The organism is Streptomyces albipurpureus (assembly GCF_023701525.1).
In the GTDB taxonomy this organism is placed as follows: Bacteria; Actinomycetota; Actinomycetes; order Streptomycetales; family Streptomycetaceae; genus Streptomyces; species Streptomyces albipurpureus.
This window is the reverse complement of record NZ_JAMQAW010000036.1, coordinates 119,885-137,787: the sequence shown is the minus strand read 5'-3', so window position 1 is coordinate 137,787 and position 17,903 is coordinate 119,885. Positions and strand designations below refer to the sequence as shown.

Annotated in this window: 16 protein-coding genes; 4 read left to right on the top strand and 12 right to left on the bottom strand. The window is 68.4% G+C overall.

Annotated features, from left to right (window positions below; all coding sequences use genetic code 11):
- Positions 1 to 43: 43 nt before the first annotated feature.
- The 10 genes from NBG84_RS27705 to NBG84_RS27660 form a co-directional block, all read right to left on the bottom strand.
- Complete coding sequence (locus NBG84_RS27705; protein WP_250922346.1) at positions 44 to 1,714, bottom strand: hypothetical protein; 1,671 nt, start codon at positions 1,712 to 1,714, stop codon at positions 44 to 46.
- Complete coding sequence (locus NBG84_RS27700; protein WP_250922345.1) at positions 1,711 to 2,931, bottom strand: SAM-dependent methyltransferase; 1,221 nt, start codon at positions 2,929 to 2,931, stop codon at positions 1,711 to 1,713. The genes NBG84_RS27705 and NBG84_RS27700 overlap by 4 nt, the downstream gene beginning before the upstream one ends.
- 211 nt (positions 2,932 to 3,142) lie before the next feature.
- Positions 3,143 to 4,393: a cytochrome P450 family protein gene (locus NBG84_RS27695; protein WP_250922344.1), complete on the bottom strand. Its 1,251-nt coding sequence runs from the start codon at positions 4,391 to 4,393 to the stop codon at positions 3,143 to 3,145.
- 18 nt (positions 4,394 to 4,411) lie between these two features.
- Entirely contained in the window at positions 4,412 to 5,629 is a 1,218-nt protein-coding gene (locus tag NBG84_RS27690) for a cytochrome P450 family protein (RefSeq protein WP_250922343.1), read from the bottom strand.
- A complete protein-coding gene (locus tag NBG84_RS27685) occupies positions 5,626 to 6,261 on the bottom strand; it encodes a GTP-binding protein (protein WP_250922342.1) in 636 nt (211 codons plus the stop codon). Before NBG84_RS27685 ends, NBG84_RS27690 begins: the two co-directional genes overlap by 4 nt.
- The gene (locus tag NBG84_RS27680; RefSeq protein ID WP_250922341.1) at positions 6,239 to 6,589 is read right to left on the bottom strand and encodes a DUF742 domain-containing protein; all 351 of its coding nucleotides are present in this window, start codon (positions 6,587 to 6,589) and stop codon (positions 6,239 to 6,241) included. Before NBG84_RS27680 ends, NBG84_RS27685 begins: the two co-directional genes overlap by 23 nt.
- Positions 6,586 to 7,020 carry a roadblock/LC7 domain-containing protein gene (locus tag NBG84_RS27675; RefSeq protein WP_250922340.1) on the bottom strand — a complete coding sequence of 145 codons (435 nt, stop codon included), beginning with the start codon at positions 7,018 to 7,020 and terminating at the stop codon, positions 6,586 to 6,588. Before NBG84_RS27675 ends, NBG84_RS27680 begins: the two co-directional genes overlap by 4 nt.
- Positions 7,017 to 8,312 (bottom strand): ATP-binding protein, encoded by a 1,296-nt coding sequence (locus tag NBG84_RS27670; RefSeq protein ID WP_250922339.1) that lies wholly within the window; start codon positions 8,310 to 8,312, stop codon positions 7,017 to 7,019. The genes NBG84_RS27675 and NBG84_RS27670 overlap by 4 nt, the downstream gene beginning before the upstream one ends.
- 391 nt (positions 8,313 to 8,703) lie before the next feature.
- A complete protein-coding gene (locus NBG84_RS27665; protein WP_250922338.1) occupies positions 8,704 to 9,516 on the bottom strand; it encodes a DUF6302 family protein in 813 nt (270 codons plus the stop codon).
- Positions 9,517 to 9,679: 163 nt separating this feature from the next.
- The gene (locus NBG84_RS27660) at positions 9,680 to 10,690 is read right to left on the bottom strand and encodes an ATP-binding protein (RefSeq protein ID WP_250922337.1); all 1,011 of its coding nucleotides are present in this window, start codon (positions 10,688 to 10,690) and stop codon (positions 9,680 to 9,682) included.
- 222 nt (positions 10,691 to 10,912) lie between these two features.
- Between NBG84_RS27660 and NBG84_RS27655 the strand changes: the two genes are divergently transcribed.
- From NBG84_RS27655 to NBG84_RS27645, 3 genes are all read left to right on the top strand, one after another.
- Entirely contained in the window at positions 10,913 to 12,301 is a 1,389-nt protein-coding gene (locus tag NBG84_RS27655; RefSeq protein WP_250922336.1) for a helix-turn-helix domain-containing protein, read from the top strand.
- Positions 12,302 to 12,334: 33 nt separating this feature from the next.
- Complete coding sequence (locus NBG84_RS27650) at positions 12,335 to 13,240, top strand: phosphotransferase (protein ID WP_250922335.1); 906 nt, start codon at positions 12,335 to 12,337, stop codon at positions 13,238 to 13,240.
- A gap of 430 nt (positions 13,241 to 13,670) precedes the next feature.
- Positions 13,671 to 14,960 carry an NsdA family TPR-like regulatory protein gene (locus NBG84_RS27645; protein ID WP_250922334.1) on the top strand — a complete coding sequence of 430 codons (1,290 nt, stop codon included), beginning with the start codon at positions 13,671 to 13,673 and terminating at the stop codon, positions 14,958 to 14,960.
- Here the strand turns inward: NBG84_RS27645 and NBG84_RS27640 are convergent.
- A complete protein-coding gene (locus NBG84_RS27640) occupies positions 14,946 to 15,578 on the bottom strand; it encodes an HAD-IA family hydrolase (protein WP_250922333.1) in 633 nt (210 codons plus the stop codon). The two genes, NBG84_RS27645 and NBG84_RS27640, sit on opposite strands and share 15 nt — an antisense overlap.
- Before the next feature lie 174 nt (positions 15,579 to 15,752).
- Between NBG84_RS27640 and NBG84_RS27635 the strand changes: the two genes are divergently transcribed.
- Positions 15,753 to 15,998, top strand: coding sequence for a hypothetical protein (locus NBG84_RS27635; protein ID WP_250922332.1), 246 nt, complete (start codon positions 15,753 to 15,755; stop codon positions 15,996 to 15,998).
- 92 nt (positions 15,999 to 16,090) lie between these two features.
- On the opposite strand, the gene NBG84_RS27630 is transcribed toward NBG84_RS27635, so the two are convergent.
- Positions 16,091 to 17,290, bottom strand: coding sequence for a hypothetical protein (locus NBG84_RS27630; protein ID WP_250922331.1), 1,200 nt, complete (start codon positions 17,288 to 17,290; stop codon positions 16,091 to 16,093).
- Positions 17,291 to 17,903 lie beyond the last annotated feature (613 nt).

Here is a 17,903-nt window from a genome sequence, read left to right as displayed (position 1 = left end):
GTCACGTTCATGGACGCCGTCACTGACCTCAGGCCCATGCCGGTCATCTGTCGGCCTCTGCTTCTTCGAGGTGGTGTTGGAGGGTGGTGACGGTGTGGGCGAGGCAGGCGGTGTGCCACACCCGTTCGCGGGGGTTGCCGGGCCACGGGGCGGTGGCCGCCTCCATGGCGCGCCGCACCGCGAGGTCCTCGGGGCGGGCTTCGGTGAGGAGTTGGGCGGCCATGTGGCGCAGTGTCAGCCAGGAGACGGCCAGTTCCGTCGGTGAGACCGGGCGGCGCAGGCGCCACCGGGTGTGCGCTTGTTGGGCTGTTGTGGTGATCGTTGTTGGTGTGTAGGGGTGGGCGTACGGATTCGGCGAGGGCAGCCGCCCGGCGGTGGTGAGGTGGGTGGCCGCTTCGGTGACCCGGGCGGGGCCGGAGACCTCCACGAGGCCCGCCTCGGCGAGTTGCCGCAGAGCCTGATGGGTCTCGCGGACCGTCGCGCACAGGGATACGGCCAGGTCAGGGGTAGACAGGATGGTTTCGGGTGGGTAGAGGCCGGCGGCTAGCTGCTCGCGCAGCCGGTGGGAGACCACCTGGGCATGCTCTCTCTGGGCGGCCAGGGAACCGGCCGGCATCGCCTTGACACCGCCGCCCTCCAGGACACCGTCCGCCAGGAGATCCTGGATCGCGTCCTCCACCAGGGACCGGGGCAGACCGTAGTCGCATCCGATCTGGTACGCGCTCAGCCGGGAGCCGAGGTACTGCTCGCCACTGTCCACGAGGAAGGTCAGGTATCTGGCGAAAGTAGCCAGTGAGCCAGGATCAGCTCGGCGCCCGTCCCGGACCGCCTCCAGAAGCCTTCTCACATCTCCCGCGTACGCTGCTGTCTCGTCCAATGGGCGGGACAGCGAACCCGCACTGATGACACGGGAGATGGCCTGGTCCCACCGGCGCAGATGCGCGGGCGAGCCCGAGGCCGCCGACCGGAAGGACTCGGCGGCCGGGAGCCAACGGCACACGACCCTAGCCAGGGATACGGCCCGCTGCCCGACACCGCCTGCGTCCTGGACCGCGAAGTGGGTGGTGGCGTTGGACGCGACCCGCAGATCACGGGACAACTGCTCACCACTGGCGGTCTCGTCACGGTCGACCCGCTGTTGTGCGTAGGTCATGGCGTCGGCGAGGGTGGTTGGTGTCCGGGGTGCGGGGAGGGCGCTGAGCGGCACCTTGGGGAGCCGGTCGTCGACCAGATGGCAGGGGACGAGGTCGTGTGCGAGGGCGAGCGCCCCGAGATGAGCGAGGGTCCGGGCTCGGAAGCGGCCCCTCAAAACGTCCAGCACCGCCGTCGCATGGTCGGTACTCCAGCCCCGGGCCGCGGCCACCTCCGACGCCGTCAGCCCGCTCACCACCTGTTCCAACACGGCCAGGTCTTCACCACGCAGAGTCCCGGCTTCGGGGACAGCGCCCGACAGGTCATCGGCGGTGACGAGCCGGTGCACCACAGCGGCGAAAACGGCCTGCGCGGGATCATCCCGCTCCACAGCGCGGCACGCACGCGCCAAGACCGCACGCGCCATCCCCGGCGACACCCCCATGGCCCGAGCGAGCTCCCTGCCCGCCAGACCATCAGCGGTCAACCGCAATGCGAGCTTCTCCCGTTCACGTACCAGCGGGGCCATGAGGGGGGCCGTGGTGGCGGTGTTCCGGGCGGCTTCGACGCTGGTGGCCGTCATCGCCGCCTCCGCTTCCGCTGGCTCTGGGCTGCGGCGATGGCTTGGGTCAGTTCGGCGTGCAGCGGCACGGTGAAGCCCATGATCCGTAGGAGCTTGCGCACCGGGGCACCGCCCAGGAGATGCAACTCGCGCCGGTCGGTATCCATGCGCAGGCGCAGGCCGAGCACCGCGCCGAGGGCAGCGGAGTCCAGGAACTGAACGTCGGTGAGGTCGAGGACCACGTCACCACGCGCCTCGCCCATGAGTGTGTCGAGGCGGTCCCGTAGGGGGGCGGTCTCCCGTTCTTCGACCATACCGCTGACAGAGATGATCAGGACGCCTCGCTCCGAGCGGGACGACAGCCGGGCCCCGTGGCCCAACTGCTCGGAGCTTGTCGTGTCCGGTGCGAGAGCTAGTTTGATGCCGGTGGCGCCGTAGCCGTGGACCTCGGACGGAGTGATGGCGGCGGTCTCAGCGTCGGGTTGGTGCCACTGGTGCACCGGCACCAGTCCCGGCTCCACCAGCGACAATCCAGTGAAGAGCCGCGCGATCTCCGTCCGGCTCCGGGTGCGGGCCTGCACCCGTTCCCCGGCCAGCAGCGCTTCGGCCCTGCGCATCACCAACGGTGCGAAGTCGTCGGTCGCATGAGACAGCACCATGGTGCTGCCCGGGGGGAGGGCGTCCACCAGGCGCGCGACGAGGGTGTGGGGCTGCTCCTCGTCCTGGAGGAAGTGCACGACGGCGGCGAGGAGTAGGCCGATGGGGCGGGTGAAGTCCAGGAACCGTTGCGCTTCGCTGAGGATGGCGTCGGGGTCGCGGAGGTCCGCTTGCACCACGGTGGTTGTGCCTGTGTGGCTGTGCAGGAGGGCGTCGGCGTGGGCGCGCACGATCGGGTCGTGGTCCACGTAGAGGATCCGCGAGTCGCTGTGGATGTTCTCCACGATGGTGTGGACGTTGGGGCCGGGATCGGCGGGGAAGCCGCATCCGACGTCGAGGAACTGGTTGATGTTGAGGTTTCGGGCGGCGTGGTCGACCGCGCGGATCACGAACGCGCGGTTCTGCGTGGCGATCAGTTGGGGGTCGAGGCCGAGCCCGCGGATACGGCGGGCGACGTCCCGGTCTGCTGTGTAGGCGGCCTTGGCGTCCTCGCCGTGCTGGTAGGCGTCGTAGAGCCCTGCGGTGCTGGGTGTGGGTGTTCCGGCTGGTGGGTGGGCGCGGTCGTGCTTCGGTTGTGTCATGGCGGTTCCGGGGTGTGGGTCTGAACGGCGGGGCTGGGAAATGAGGATGGGAGAAGGGGCGCGGTCCGGGTCGGGACGGCGGGGACCCGGGGTGGCGGCTATGGGCCGGTCGTTTGGGCGACGGCGTCGATGACCATGGCGATCACGGTGAAGGTGGCCAGGCGCCAGAGGAAGCAGCGAGGGCAGCACATAAGGGTTTCCGGTTCTGGGTCTACACGGCTTCGGGGCGGAGGAGTACGGGCAGTGTTCGGTGGCCGTGGGAGAGGAATGAGGGGAGTGGGGTTAGTTGGGTTGCGTGGATGGCGAGGGTGAGGTGGGGGAAGCGGGCGAAGAGCATGCGCAGGGCGGTGGTTGCTTCGAGGCGGGCGAGGGTGGCGCCGACGCAGGCGTGGACGCCGTGTCCGAAGGACAGGTGAGCCTTGTCGGGGCGGGCGGGGTCGAACCGGTCGGCGGTGCGCCCGTGGAGGGCGGGGTGGGTGTTCGCGGCGGAGTAGGCGGCGATGACGGCGTCGCCTTTGCGGATGATCCCTTGGGACTTGGGAAGGACGATGTCGGTGGTGGCGTAGCGCATTGGGAGGAGGGGGACCGGGGCTTTCCAGCGGAGGGTTTCCTCGACGATGTCGTCCCAGGAGAGGGCTCCGGTGCGGATCGCGGCGAGGTGCTGGGGGTGGGTGAGGAGGGCGGTGATGGCTTGGTCGATGAGGTTGACGGTGGTCTCGTAGCCCGCGGAGATGACGAGGAGGAGGGTGTCGAGGAGTTCCTGTTCGGTGAGCCCGCCGCCGAGTCCGTCGGTGTCGCGGGCCTGGATGAGGCGGGTGGTCAGGTCGTCTCCTGGCTCGGCGCGCTTGGTGGTGACCAGGCGGGTGAGGATGGCGTATAGGTCTTGGGTGTTGGCGGCTGCTTGGTCGGTGGTGAGGGTGGTGTCGAAGACGGAGTCGACGGTGCGGCGGAAGTCGGGGATGTGGTTGTCGGGGAGGCCCATCAGGTGGCCGATGACCCGGATCGGTAGAACCGCGGCGTAGCGCTCCCTCAGGTCGACCGGCGTGCCGGGTGCGGCGCGGTCGATGCTGGTGAGCAGTTCGCGGGTGATCTGTTCGATGCGGGGTGTGAGTGCGGTCATGCGGCGTCCGGCGAACGCCGGCGCGACCAGCCGGCGGAGCCTGCGGTGGTTGTCGCCGTGGGCGGTGAACATGTTGCGGACCCCGACCCACAGAGCCAGCGGCCACTCCTGGGTGTGGGTGGGGAAGCGGGGCCAGTGCCGGTGTGCGTCCTTGGAGATACGAGCGTCCATCAGCAGCGCTTTGAGGAGCTTCGGGTCGGTGATGGCCCACGCCTGCTCGCCGAGGACGTTGACGCGGGTGAGCGGACCGCGGGCCCGCAGTGCGGCGTCTTCGCCCTGCCGGTCGCTGCCCGTCGGATCGAGCACGAGAGCCGGTGCCGCGTGTTGTTGTGTGGTGATCACTGGGTGGGTGCCTTTCGATCAGGACGCGTGGCAGGTGGGCGAGAAGGTGACGGGGAGGGCGGCGAGGGCGCGGTGGAACGGGCCGGGCCGCCAGACGAGTTGAGGTGCGGGGACGGCGAGGCGCAGGTCGGGCAGGACGTCGCACAGGTGCTGGATCGCGGTCTGGGCGATGAGGTAGCCGGCCGCGCGGGCGGGGCAGGTGTGCGGGCCGGTCGACCAGGCGAGGTGGGCCCGGTTGCGGGCGCGGTCGTCGCCGGCGATGGCCGGGTCGTTGGACGCGGCGGCCATGCTGACGACGACCGGCTGATGCGCCGGCAGCAGTTGTCCTTCCACCTCCACTGGCCGTGGGGGGTAGGAGAGGCAGTAGTTCGCCATCGGCGGGTCGGTGTAGAGGGTTTCGTCGAGCGCGTCGATCGCGGTCAGGCTGCCGGAGAGCACATCCCCAGAGAACCGGGGATCGGTCAGCATCAGGCGCACGGTGTTGGTGATCAGGTTCGTCTGCGGCTCGATCCCCGCCCCATACAGAGTCACCAGCTGGTGGATCATCTCGATCCGATCGAGTCCGGCTTCGTGCGCTAGCAGGCGGCTGGTGACGTCATCTCCAGCCCGCTGCTGTTTGACGGTGATCAGTTCGTCCAAGGCAGCGGTGAGGATGTCGTTGCCGCGCTGGGCGTCGATGCCCTCGAAGATCGCGGCCATCCCTCGCGCTACACGCTCGCCTATCTCAGGCGGGCACCCGAGCAGGGTGTTCAGGGTCTGGAACACGAGCGGGAAGGCGTACTGCGACAGCAGATCCGCGCGCCCGAGCGGGCTGATCTCGTTGAGTAATCCGGTAGCTATCTCCTCGACCTGCCAGTTGAGCGCGTGGAGGTCTTCCGCGCTCAGTGCCGCGGTGGTCGCGGCCCGGTAGCGGGCGTGTTCCGGCCCGGAGCTGCGTAAGGCGTTGGGCCGCCACTCGATCATCGGAAGGATCGGGCAATCGCCGGGGACGGTGGACTGCCAGCCGCGCGGGTCGGCGGGGAAGGCGACTGGGTCGTTGAGGATGCGCAGGGCGGTGCGGTAGCCGATGACCAGGGTCGCGGTGACTCCGGGATGCAGTTCCACTGGCACCAGCGAGCCGTAGGCGAGTCGCATCCGCTCGTACGCGCTGTGCGGGTCGGCGGCGAACTCCGCCCCGTGTAGGGGGAACACCCCGTCCACAGCCGGACAAGGAGACGAGGGAAGGGGTTGGTTCATGGGGTGGGCTCCATACGGTCGAACAGGAAGCTGACGAGGGTGATCAGGGTGTGGAGGGAGGAGGCCCGGTCGCGGGCGTCGCAGGCGGTCAGCGGGGTGTCGGCGGTGAGATCGAGGGCCTCACGCACCGAATCCAGCGCGTGGCGGTGTGCTCCGTCGAACTCGTTGACCGCCACCGCGTAGGGCAGCCCCTGTTCCTCCAGGAGGGCGAGGATGGCGTCTGATTGGGCCAGGCGCCGGGTGTCGACCAGGACGAGCGCGCCCAGCGCCCCCTTCGCGAGGTCATGCCACAGGGGCAGGAACCGCGGCTGGCCCGGGGTGCCGAACAGATACAGCACCAGCTCCTCGTTGAGGGTGAGCCGTCCGAAGTCGAGCGCGACCGTCGTCCGCGTCTTGTGCGGCAGCCCGGCAACGTCGTCCACACCCGCACTGGCATGGGTCATCGCCTCCTCAGTGCGCAGCGGCTCCACCTCCGACACGCTGCTCACGAAGGTCGTCTTCCCGACGGAGAAGTGTCCGGCGACCAGGAGCTTTGTCGACCTGGTCACCGACGAGGGCAGATAAGCCACCCCCTCCCGTTCAGACGAGGGTGGGGGCACCGGCTCCCGTTCAGACGAGGGCGCGGAGTCCATCGAGTACCTCCTTCAGCAGGTCGGGGCTGGCGGTGATGTGGGCGCGTGTGGGGGTGGTGAGCAGGCCGTGGTCCATCAGGCGGGCGATCACGATCCGGGCGGCGGATGGCGGCAGGTCCGCATGGGCGGCGACCTCGGCGACCGACAAGGCGCGTTGGCGGCTGCACAGTGCGAGCACCCGCCGCTCCTCCCCGGACGCCTCGACGGGCGGGGCTACCGTGGTGGAGCGGACCAGCGCCGACAGGTCCAGGTCCCGGCTCGGGCGGGTGAGCCCGCCGGTACGCACATAGGCGCGTACCAGGTCACGGGCCCGCCGCGGCCCGTTCATGACCGTTCGGGACCGTCGTCCGCCACCCGGCGCGGGCCCGCCGTGAGCTCCCGGCCGACCCGGGCGGCCAGTTCGTTCATCCGGTGCGTGACCGCGCCGATGTCCGCTGTCGGGTCGGTGAGTACCACCAGCACGCTGTCCGTGGTCGCGGCGGACATGAGGACGAACCCGCCCTCGCACTCCACCAGCAGCTGCCGCACTCCACCGCCGACGTACTGGGCGAGTGCCTTGCCGACCGACACCTGGGAGGACACGGCGGCGGAGATCTTCTCCGCGTCCTCCCGGCTCACACTCTCCGACCAGGACATCACCAGACCGTCGGTGCTGGACAGCACCGCACCCTTCACACCCGCGAGGTCGAGATCCTTCAACAGCCAGCTGAGCGAATTCCCGCCGACATACTGCCGAGCCGAGTGAATAGCCATGGTCATGAAGTCCCTTCAGGAGACGGATGGGTCGACTGGGCGGCCTCACGGCCGCTGCGGCTGCCGGCCACCCACGCGGCGGCGGCACGGGAATGAGCTGGGCCCGGAACGAGGCCAAGGGATGGGTCCGGAGCGGACACGGCCGCTCGACGGCGCCGCCGAGGCAAGACGGCATCTCCTTCCGCCACGCCTTCTGGCTCCCGGACCGGGGCAGCAGCTGGGGTAGGTACGGGGGCGGCCTGGTCGAACACGGCGGCGTGCAGCAGCTCGCGGGTGATGAAGACGCTCGCCCGTGTCCCACCGAACGGGGAGGGGGTGTGGAGGGCGACCTGGAACCCATACCGGTGCGCGAGCGCCGCGATGGAAGGGAATCCGGCCTTCGGATGCGGGCCCAGCGCATGCAAATCCACTGCGGCACCGGACAACACCGCGCGTGCGAGGGCGAGGTCTTCGGCGGTCATCTGAATACCCGCGTCATCGACGAGGACGGTGACCCCGTGATGCCCCTGCTGCACCGACACCTCGACCGTCGCCGTCGGCGGCGAATACCGCAACGCGTTGTCCAGCAGATTCGCCACCACATGCACCAACGGCTCCACGAACCGCCCCTGCACCGCCACGTCCAACTCACCGAACCGCACCCGCGGAAAGTCCCGCACCCGCCCCATCGCACCCCGCACCACATCCGTCACCGACGTCGCCGGCCACGACCGCCCCGGCAAACCCCCACACATCACCAAGAACGACTGCGCCTGACGCGACATCTGCTGCGCCGTGTGATCGATCCGCGTCAGCGACGCGAACACCGCGTCGCCCTGGTGCTCGCGGAGGCAGTCGTCCACAACCCTGCTCATGTGCGCCCCGAGCGCGGTGATGGAGGAGGAGAACGAGCGCACCGCAGCCCGCGACGCCTCCCGAGATGTCTCGTTCAAGCCCTGTGTGGTCTGTTCGGCGCTGTCCACCCGCGCCCGCTCCAACTCGCACACCCACAACTCGGACAGCGCCTCGATCCCCGCCAGAAACCGCGTCCCGCGCAGGACCGCGGGGAAGGGAAGATCGGACACGGTCGGCTCCGGCAACCGCATCGACGCCGCGAGCTCCGCCAAACCGGTCGTCACCATGTACTCCAGCGCCCGATCCCGCGCCTCCAGAGCCCTGCCCAGCGCATCCCGCTCCTCCCGCGCCCGAGCTTGCTCACGCCACAGCCTCGATTTCCACCGTGAGCGGTAGACCAGCGCGACAGCCAGACATAAGCCCAGACCGCACCCCGTTACCACCACGACCACATCAGCTCTCATCAGATCTCTCAGGTCAGATCGGGTCAGCCACAACAGGAAAGGAATCGTTAGAAACCGGGAGGAAAGGGCGAACGCGGGGTGCGCCGGAACCGCCCGCGTCGCAACGGTGGAGGGGTGGCCGCCGGGGCGCTCCCCTGGCCCGTGCCCACGCAGGGAGGCGACGGGACAGGGGGCGGGACGCGCCCCGGCGCCGTTCTCACAGGGGTGGTCGGGTCAGGACCCCCGACCGGGCCTTCGCTGCCAACAGGGAGTGAAGGACCTGATGCCGGTGGCAGGGCAGGGGGAGGGTGGCCGCCGGGGCGCTCGACTCCGGGCCCGCGACTGGGGGTGTCGACGAGGGCGGAGACGGTGCGGTGCGCCCCGACGGCCGGTCGAAGGGCCGGCCTGCGGATCAGGGGCCGCGTCCGGCTTGGCGCTCATTGCCTCTGGGGCCGGCTACTGAAGTCCAGGGCGGTGCGTGTGGGCCCAGGAGACCGCGTTCATGACTGCGTAGGACTGCGTGCTCCTCGCACCGTGCTTCCAGGCTCCCGAGCACCAGTTGCCGCAGCTCCTGAGCTTGCTCAGGCTGCAACCCGGCCTGATCCGCGTACCGCTCAAGGGACCACCCCGCAGCCCACGCCTTGAGTAGATCCAGCTGCCAGAGCGGCATCTCCACGGGAGGGGAGCTGTGGATGGCGACGAGCCTGCGGGCTGCGGCAAGGTGCACAATCCGCGTCCACCGAACACCCCGCCCGCTTGTCAGCGCCCGCCCCAACAGGGCGACACCACGTTGCGCTTCCCTCACGTTGGGGAAGAGGCCGCAGTCCGACAGGGTCCGTGCTGATACGCCCTGGGCGACCGCGTCCAAAACCACTGCGTCCTTGGCCGACACCGGCCCATGACCCTGCGCGGTGAGTCCGTAGAAGCGGTCCCTCGCCACCCGGGAGACCCACGGCGGACACGTCGCCCCCCACTCGACGACGAAGCCCTCCCTCCCCGAGTCGGCGAAGCGAAGCCGCACATCGGGGAAGTTCAACCGGCCGGACAGCGCACCGACAATGCCGTACCCGATCTCACGCGTTGCCGCCTCCAGCACACCACCGAGCCGACTGCCCCCGACCGGGATTGCCAACAGCGGAGCCCGGAAGACACACAACGCCACAGAGGACGCGAGAAGGAGTGGGTCGGCCAACCGACCCAACATGAACTCGTAGTCATACGCCATCTGCGGAGGATGCGCCGTCACGTTCAACGCCGGATACGCCCGGCGGACAGGTGGGGCGGGCGCCGAAACTGAGGCGCCGCTTCGACCGGCTTGCATGGGTACGGTTGGGGAGACAGGACGGGTGGAAGCCGAGGGCATCGCTGCGAGGGTCATGAATCTTCCGTCAGTAAGGGGACTGAAGGGACAGTGAAGTGGCGCGGTCCGGGTGCGGCTGTGAGGAGAAGCGAACGAGGCTCCGTTGGTGGAGGACGTTCATCCAGACCCGCTTGCCAGACCTGTCGAGGCGCGGGATGTAGCCCCAGTTGTCGCCGATCTGCTGGACCAGGGACAGGCCCCGGCCACATTCATCGTCGTCGCCCGCACGACCCAAGTGCGGTGGAGCTGCGGAACCGTCCTCCACCCCGACACACAATCCCTGCTCGTTGCACTCCAGGGTCAGCGTGACCAAGTCGCCAGGATTTGAGCCATGCTTGATGGCATTGATCACCAGTTCGTTCACCGCCACCAGCAGCAGATCCAGGTCCTGGCCGGTCAGCGTTGATTCCCAGGCCCGCAGGAAGTGGCCGCATAGTCTCCGAACCGTCGGAGCGTAGGACTTGAGTGCTGGGAACACCGCACAGCACAAGCCCGGTGCCGACGGAGAACCGGTCGGGCGCAATGCTTCGCTGCCTAGGGCACCAGGCAGGTCGGTTCGAGTCCAGGCACGGAGCCAGTCGGCTCTCTCCCAGGGGGCCGGCTCGCTCGCAGTCACCGAAACCCGGTGCTCAGCCAGCCAGCTCAGCGCGTCGGCACGGTGCATATCGTCCCACTCGAGTTCCGCCCGTGACCGCACGAAAAGCACGCTCCCGTCGGCGGTACCCAGAAACGGGGCCAGCTTCCGCCACCCAAGCCGCTCTCGGAGCGACATGCGTGTGTTGGCGGTGTCGGCGACTGACGCGCGGACCACGTAGCCGCGCTCCTCGGCCGTGTGGGTCAACCCGTCGAGGGCAGCCAACGACTTGTCCGCGCTCGACTCGCAGGCATACAGGACTGCGGATTTCACAGAACCGGACACGGGCAGACCTCCGGCGGACAGTGGCGTGGAGGGATCGGTGGAGCGGGGAGGCCAGACCATTCGAATCACATCCTTGTGACCGGAGCTGAGGCGGAATGTGCCGCCGCCCGGCAAGGGCATCGGGGACTGCCGCGTGAGGGGGAGGGCGGATCTGGCGGTGGCGGGGCCCAGATTCGTGGAACGGCGGCTCGCGGGACAACCCTGACTTCTCACGGCCCGCGGCGTTTTCCGTGACTTCTCAGGGGCCCGGCCAGGGTTTCCGAGAGAAGTCACGGAAACCAAAGGGGCGTTCTCACCTGCGTCACTACACTCGGTGCACAACTCGTATGCGGAGGTGACGACATGGCCGAGCGGCACCCGGCCTCCTGCGCCGCACGACTGCGCGACCGTGCCGAGACTGAGGGCTGGCCCGCCGATCAGGCAGCCGCCACCATCTCGCAGTGCTGCTCGGTGGGCCTCTTGCGGGCACACCGCCTCGCTCAGGGCTGGACCCTCCAGCAGGCGGTAGACGCCTACCGGACCATGACCCGGGGCGTGGCCCGGGCCGCCCGCGTCGACCAGGAACAGCTGCGGATCTGGGAAACCCGCCCCGCACGCCGCCCCAGGGCGCAGACCATCGATCTCCTGTGCCGCTTGTACGAAACCAGCGCCGAAGGACTCGGCCTCACCGGCGACTACACCCCGCCCACCACTTCCACAGCGCCTGTGAAACCGATTCCGGGCCTCCACCGAAACCCCGCCCCCGCCGCCCCCCAGCCAGCGGCTGACGCACTCGACCAAATCCTCGACCGGACCCGACACGGCGTGGACCGCACTCTCGCCCGCGCCACCGTCAGCCCCACCCAACTGGATCTTTTGGAGGAGCGGCTGCTGGACCTGCGGCGGCAGTACCTCGTCACCGCACCGGTCCCCACGCTCGGCCTCATGCTGCCCGACCTCGAAGAGATCCAGCTCCTGGCCTCCGAACGGCAACCCGCCACCGTGCAGATGAGACTGTCGGAAATGACCGCCGTGCTGGCCACTCTCGTCGCCGATGCCCTGATGAAGCTCGGTCGCCTGCGCCAGTCCGGAGCTTGGTACGCCACCGCCCGCGCCGCAGCCGACGACAGCACCGACACTGACCTTCGCGCCCGAGTCCGCGCCCAGGCCGCGATGCTGCCCTACTACTACGGACCTCTGACCACAGCAGTCGCCCTCTCCCGCGAGGCCCGGATACTCGCCCGGCACCACCTCACCCCCACCGCAGCGTTCTCCGCCGCCGCCGAAGCCCGAGCCCTCGCCCGCCACGGAGACACCACCCGCGCCCACGAGGCGATCCAACGCGCCCGCGACGCCTTCGACCGCGCCAGCACCGGCGACCCCGACGACGCCTTCGCCTTCCCCGAACGCCGGCTCCTGCTCTACCTCAGTGGCGCACTTACCTACCTCGGGCACACCCACGAAGCCGAACGCGTCCAGACCCGCGCACTCACTCTCTACGGCAGCCACGGAGGCATCGACCCGGCCTTGATCCACCTGGATCAGGCGATCTGCCTCGCCCGCGAGCGCCACCTGTCCGAGGCATGCCGCCTCGCTACCAGTGCCTACCTCGAACTGCCGCCCGGCCAGCGCACCGAACTCCTGGAAGCCCGCGCCCACGACGTCCTCAGCAGCATCCCGGAACGTATGAGATCCGCACCGGCCGCCCGCGAACTCGGTGAAGCCCTGGCACTCCCCACCAGCGGGAAGTGACAGACCCACCCGGTCTGCATCAGCCTTGGGGCCATGACGGAGCCCCACCTGCCCGGCGGATACACCAGCGACGAACTGACCACCCTGCTCGCGCAGGCGTGCGAGGAACTCGGCCTCGATGGCGGCCGGCCGCGTCTGCTGCGCGGTCACACCAACGCCGTTGTCCTCCTCGGTGCCGTCGTCCTCAAGATCGCCCGCAAGGGGACCACACCGCAGACCCTCGAGCGAACGGTCGCCCTCGTCCGCTGGCTCCAAGACCAGGGCTTCCCCACGGTGCCCTTCCATCCCACCGCTCGGCAGCCCCTCCACCTCGCCGACGGAGCCCTGGCCACCGTCTGGACCTATCTGCCCCAGCCCGCCAACCCCATAACCGCGGCCGACCTCGCCGCCCCCCTCGCGGCCCTCCACCGCCTGCACACACCGCCAGTACCAGTACGGCAGCTCGATAACCTCACGGCAATCCGCCGCTCCCTCGCCACCACCCGAACCCTCGACGCCGAAGACTGGGACTTCCTCAGCCACCGAGCCGACCAGCTCGAACACGCCCTCACCCAAGTGGAATACGTCCTCGCGCCCAGCATCGTCCAGGGAGACCCGCAGCACCGCAACGCTCTCCATGACACGGCCGGCGACCTGACGGTTCTGTGCGACTGGGACACCGTCGCCCTGGGGCAGCCTGAATGGGACCTGGTCACCGTGGAGATCCATTGCAGGCGCTTCGGCTACGGCCCGCGCCACTGGGCTGACTTCGCCGACGGGTACGGGACCGACGTGACCACGTGGCCCGGCTACCGCGTCCTGCGCGACATTCGCGAACTGCGCATGATTACCACCAACGCCCGCAAAGCCGCACACACACCCGGATCGCTCTCCGAGGTGCAGCGCCGCATCAAGGGCCTGCGCGAGGAAGAAGACGCTCTGCTGTGGAGCATCCTGTGAAGCGGCAGCTCCTCGACCGTTGGGCCCCGTCTCTGCGGTTCCGAGAAATGGGGAGCAGACGGGCAGCAAGACGTCCGCCTTCGAGGCCCGTTGCTCGGAGGAGAAGCGAGGCTGGTTGCGCGGCCTGCGGGACGGGCTCCCCATGCTGCTATCCCGACGGGGGGCGGTACGGCTCATCTTCTACGCTCCCGATCATTGTTGGAGGACTCGTGTGAACGCCAGCAGCGCCTGGCACTTGCGTGGCTTGGCGCCGGCGAATGCGGCCTTCAACGGAAGAGCCAGGCGGTTGAGGGAAAGCCGCTGCCACGAGGCCCCAGGAACCTTGTGGGTCGCCGCGTTCTGTGTCGAGACGAGCACACACCGAAAGCGGTGGGGTGGACAATGACGTGGACCGATCCAGCACCGATCCCAACGCAGAAGGGCGTCTTCGATGTCTGACCAGCTCCGGAACGATATGCGGCAGGAGCGCCGGGCATCGGCCATGGGGTGGAAGCAGTTCGCCCGCGAGGCGGGGTTCGGGGAGGCATATCTGCGCAATGTGGAAAACGGAAACCGCGCGGTGACCCACGGCGTCGCAAACGCCTACGACCGGGTCCTGAAGACCGGCGGAGCATTTACGGGGGTACTGGAGGACATGCCAGCGATGGCGACGGGCGCGCCATGGGATCAACCGAGGAGCCTGACCGTTCTTACTGGCCTTTTGAAGGGGAGCAGCGTGGACCGTAGGGGCGTTCTCTCGGCAGGGGCGGCGCTGGCCGCCTCGGCGGGCAGTTGGTCCAAGGCCCTGGGGTCGAACTCGTCGACCGAGTTGCCTATCGCCCTCGCCCACGGAGCTGTCCTGCTAACCCATGTGGAGGACCGGCTCGAACATCTCAGGCACTTCGACGACGAACTTGGCAGCGGCGAGTTGTACCAGCTGGCCCGCAACGAATTGTCCTTGATCGTAATGTTGATTAAGTCGCGTCGCTACGACAGCTTCGCACTAGCTCATTTGCACTCGATGGCGTCCGAGGCGGCTCGTCAGATCGCATGGGCGGCCTTCGACCAGGGCTCCCCCGGCATTGCCCAGCGCTTCTTCGACGGGTCTCTTCGAGCTTCCGCCGAGGCCGACGACCCCATTGCCGGTGCCTACACGCTGTCGTTCGCCGCGATCCAGTGCTACTCCACCCCAGGTCAGGCAAACCGTGCAGTATCGCTTCTGGAGACGGCACAGGAACGGGTGAGGCGGAAGGCGACTCCACGCATGCACGCCATGCTGGCCGCCCGCAGCGCCCGTGCGCTATCAAAGTCCGGTGCAAAGAGGGAGTCTGCTCGCCAACTCGCCATCGCCCGATCTGCACTGGACAAGGGCAGGCACGACGATGACCCAAAATCCTTGTATTGGGTGGACTACGGTGAAATCGAAATGATCGCCGGCTCGTCCGCTTTGCAACTCGGAGACCCGGCCGAGGCGATACGCCGCTTCGAGGCCGCCATGCATGCCTCGTACCCTGGCGACGAGGCGTACCCGCGAAGTCACGCGATCTATCTGGCCCGAGCGGCTGAAGCCCATCTCGCGATGCACGACCTGGACGCAGCAGTCGCCAAGGCGCACCACGCGGCCCGATGCCTCGGTTCGGTGGACTCCGAGCGTTCCGCGACCGAACTAGATGGACTTCGCGTGAAGCTGGCGGCACATACTTCCTACGGCCCGGTACGCGAGTTTCTACAGGCCGGATAGGCCGAGCAGTCCGCAGAGACGGCTAGCCGCCACATTCTCGTCTAGAGCGAGGAGGGGGGTGATGCCGAGACGGTGGGCGACGGCGAGGTTCTCCTCGCTGTCGTCGAGAAACAGGCACTTGGTGGCCGGCACCCCGAGCTTGTCGAGCACTAGGTGGAAGATGGCGGGCTCGGGCTTGCGCATCCCGTGCTCCGAGGAGAGCACGACCTCGTCGAAGGTGCCGTGCAGGTCGAATCCCGCATACGGGTCGTACGGTTCCCGCCCGAGGCTGTTGGAGAGCACGGCGGTCCTGATTCCGGCAGACCGCGCCTGCTGGGCTACCTTGAGCATCTGGTGAGCCGGGAAGGCGTCGTGGAGATAGCGGGCCATCAGGTTGTCAGGTGCGACGCCCATGAGGGCGGCGAACCCGCTGTTCCAGTCGGTCTGGCTGATACGACCAAGCTCGAGCTGCCGAAACAGCTCCTGCCCTCGCGGGTCGGACCACGCGCGAAGAAAGGTGCCCCGCGCGAGCCCCTCCCGGTCCTCAAAGTACGAGATGACCTCGACCATGTTGAAGGTCAGCACCCCGAAGAAGTCGAAGATCAGGCCGTCGTACTTGGGCTTTGGGGATGTCGCCATTCGCGAAGCCTACGGTCTTGAACCCCTTTGCAGCAGGGACCCTCGGCCGTCATCTTCTCCAGAAGAGCTGGTGCAGCCCAGCCGGGCAGTGAGCGGCGGTGCGTCCCGAGCCGGCACCCGCTCTCCGCGTGACTCTTCCGCCCGCCTCGTTGCCTCCGCAGGGAGGCGGGCGCGATGTCCCTGCAGGGTATGAGACTCCACCGGCTCGTACGCTGCCTGGCCCTCACCGCTGGGCACGTGCCCAGCGGCCGGGCCGACGGCCAGACCGAAGCCCTGTTCGCCATCACCCGTGCCCACGCGCTCGCGAAGACCGGCTGGGCGCTGGCTGGCGTCCAACGGGCCCATGCCTCACTGGCGGCCGGGGGCGACGATCAGGTGCCGTTCTGGGCCCGCCAGCCTCCCACTCCCGCTTTCAGTTGATCAAACACCCCGACCCTGTATGGATCATGGCCGTCCCCGACCGGAGACGGAAACAGGGCCCTGCCCGCCGTCCGTTGCCAGTCCCTGCCCGGCTACGGCCGGGCAGGAACCGGGGCCTGCGGGCCTCGCGCCGTGGGCAGAGTGATGCCCTCAGCGTGGGCGGCCTGTCCTGGGCGCAACGTCCAGGGCACAGAGCCTGTTTCCGTCAGCCACTCATTCGCCAGCAGGCGTCCCACGACGAAGCTCTTCAGTGAGCGGTTCAGTTCCCAGCTCAGGCCCGCGCACAGCTGGGCGTACGAGGGGCCGTGTCCGTGCTCGCTCCGGAAGGCCACGGTGAACTCAGCCGCCAGTGGGCCGCGGTCCGTTTGGGTGTCCTTCCACTTGCCGTAGGCGGTCTTGAGGTTCCTGGAGAAGAACTGAGGGCGGCCGGGTGCCGTGAACGCCTGCGCGACCCGCTCAGGAGGCAGAGCGCACACGGCGCAGAACTCGACGGCCTCAGCGTGCCGTCGCAGGGCAGGGGTGGCCGCGCTTTTCCACTGTGTCCATGCATCTGCGTCGAACTGGAATCCCGGAGTTGAAGTGGCCACGACCGCTTTGCCTTCGCTTTTCGGGGGCTCCGCCGCCGACGCCGTGTCGGTGCGATGGCGCATGCCCGACAAATGGCGTACTGCGGGGTCGAGGCGGCAGCGGTCCCCGGACAGCTCGGCAAGGAAGCCTTTGCACAGGAGGTCGGGCAAGGTGGCCCGGCAGGCTTCGGGAAGGTCGGGCGGGATCTGTCCGAGGAGCTTGGACGTGCTGTGTGCGGCGAGGAATAGGCCGGCCAGCCGCGCGGCGGGCGGGAGCTTCCTGACCGGCTTGGCGGACAGGGCCCGCGTGGTCCATCCGGACACCCGCGAACGCGTGTTCTTCCCGAAGGACAGGGGGTGGTCCGTCTCCTGGGCCAGGTCGGGGACGGTGACGGGGACCGGTGCCGCAGGATCGCCGTCGAAGACCACATCCTCCACCTGCCAGCCCAGGCCGCGAAGAGCGTCAACGGCTCCCCGTGCGTCACTCAGCCGCAAGGCAGACAGATCCGCCCCGGTGATGTTGCCGACACCACCACGTGCTGCCCGGATGGCCACCACCACGGCGACGAGGTGAGCGTCGGGGCCGGGAAGGGGCAGCGAGGCCACGTAGCTCAACAGTGCGCGCGCCGCTTCACCCTGCTGGGACGTCAAGAGGAAGGGCAACTGCTGGGCCCTTCCGGCTGGGGCTGCGCTGACATTGCTGGGGCTGGATGAAGTGTTCGACACGGCACGTCCAACGCCTGCCGTAGGCCGGAGTCACCGCCTTTGCTCCGTCTGGAGCAGGACGCTGCCGAGGAGAGTTGCCCCTACTCGCCAGAACAAATCCTGGCCTGCATACCTGCTCTTTCGCTTGGCAGTGCTAGATAGACGAGCGTGGTTGGTGCCTTCAACAACTACGCGGGCGGAACTACCACCCTGGGGCCACCACGCTTCACTGTGAGGAGGATTCGGTCGATGCCAGGCAGTCATTTATCGGCCGTCTTTGACGCCCCCTGTTCCTGATTCGCTCACGGCAGACGGCAATCTTCCTGCGAGGACTTGAATCCGCCAGTAAGCCATGTCAACGTACAACACCCCCGAGGCCAGTCGAGCAGGTGGTGACCCGTGAAATCAATTCGACCGAGGTGAGTTTCGCGGGTGTTGTCCTTCAGTCCGAGCCCCGCCATGCCCACTTCGGGGTTGACGGTAATGGGGTCGGCTGGGGCCCTCTTATCTGGAATCTCCGCGACGCGGAATCAGGCGGGTCGGAGGAGTGCGCAGGGCGATGTATAGCCGACGATCCCCAGTTCGCCAAATCGGGGATCGTCCGGACCATTGATGTCGTTCGCAGGGGCCGCTT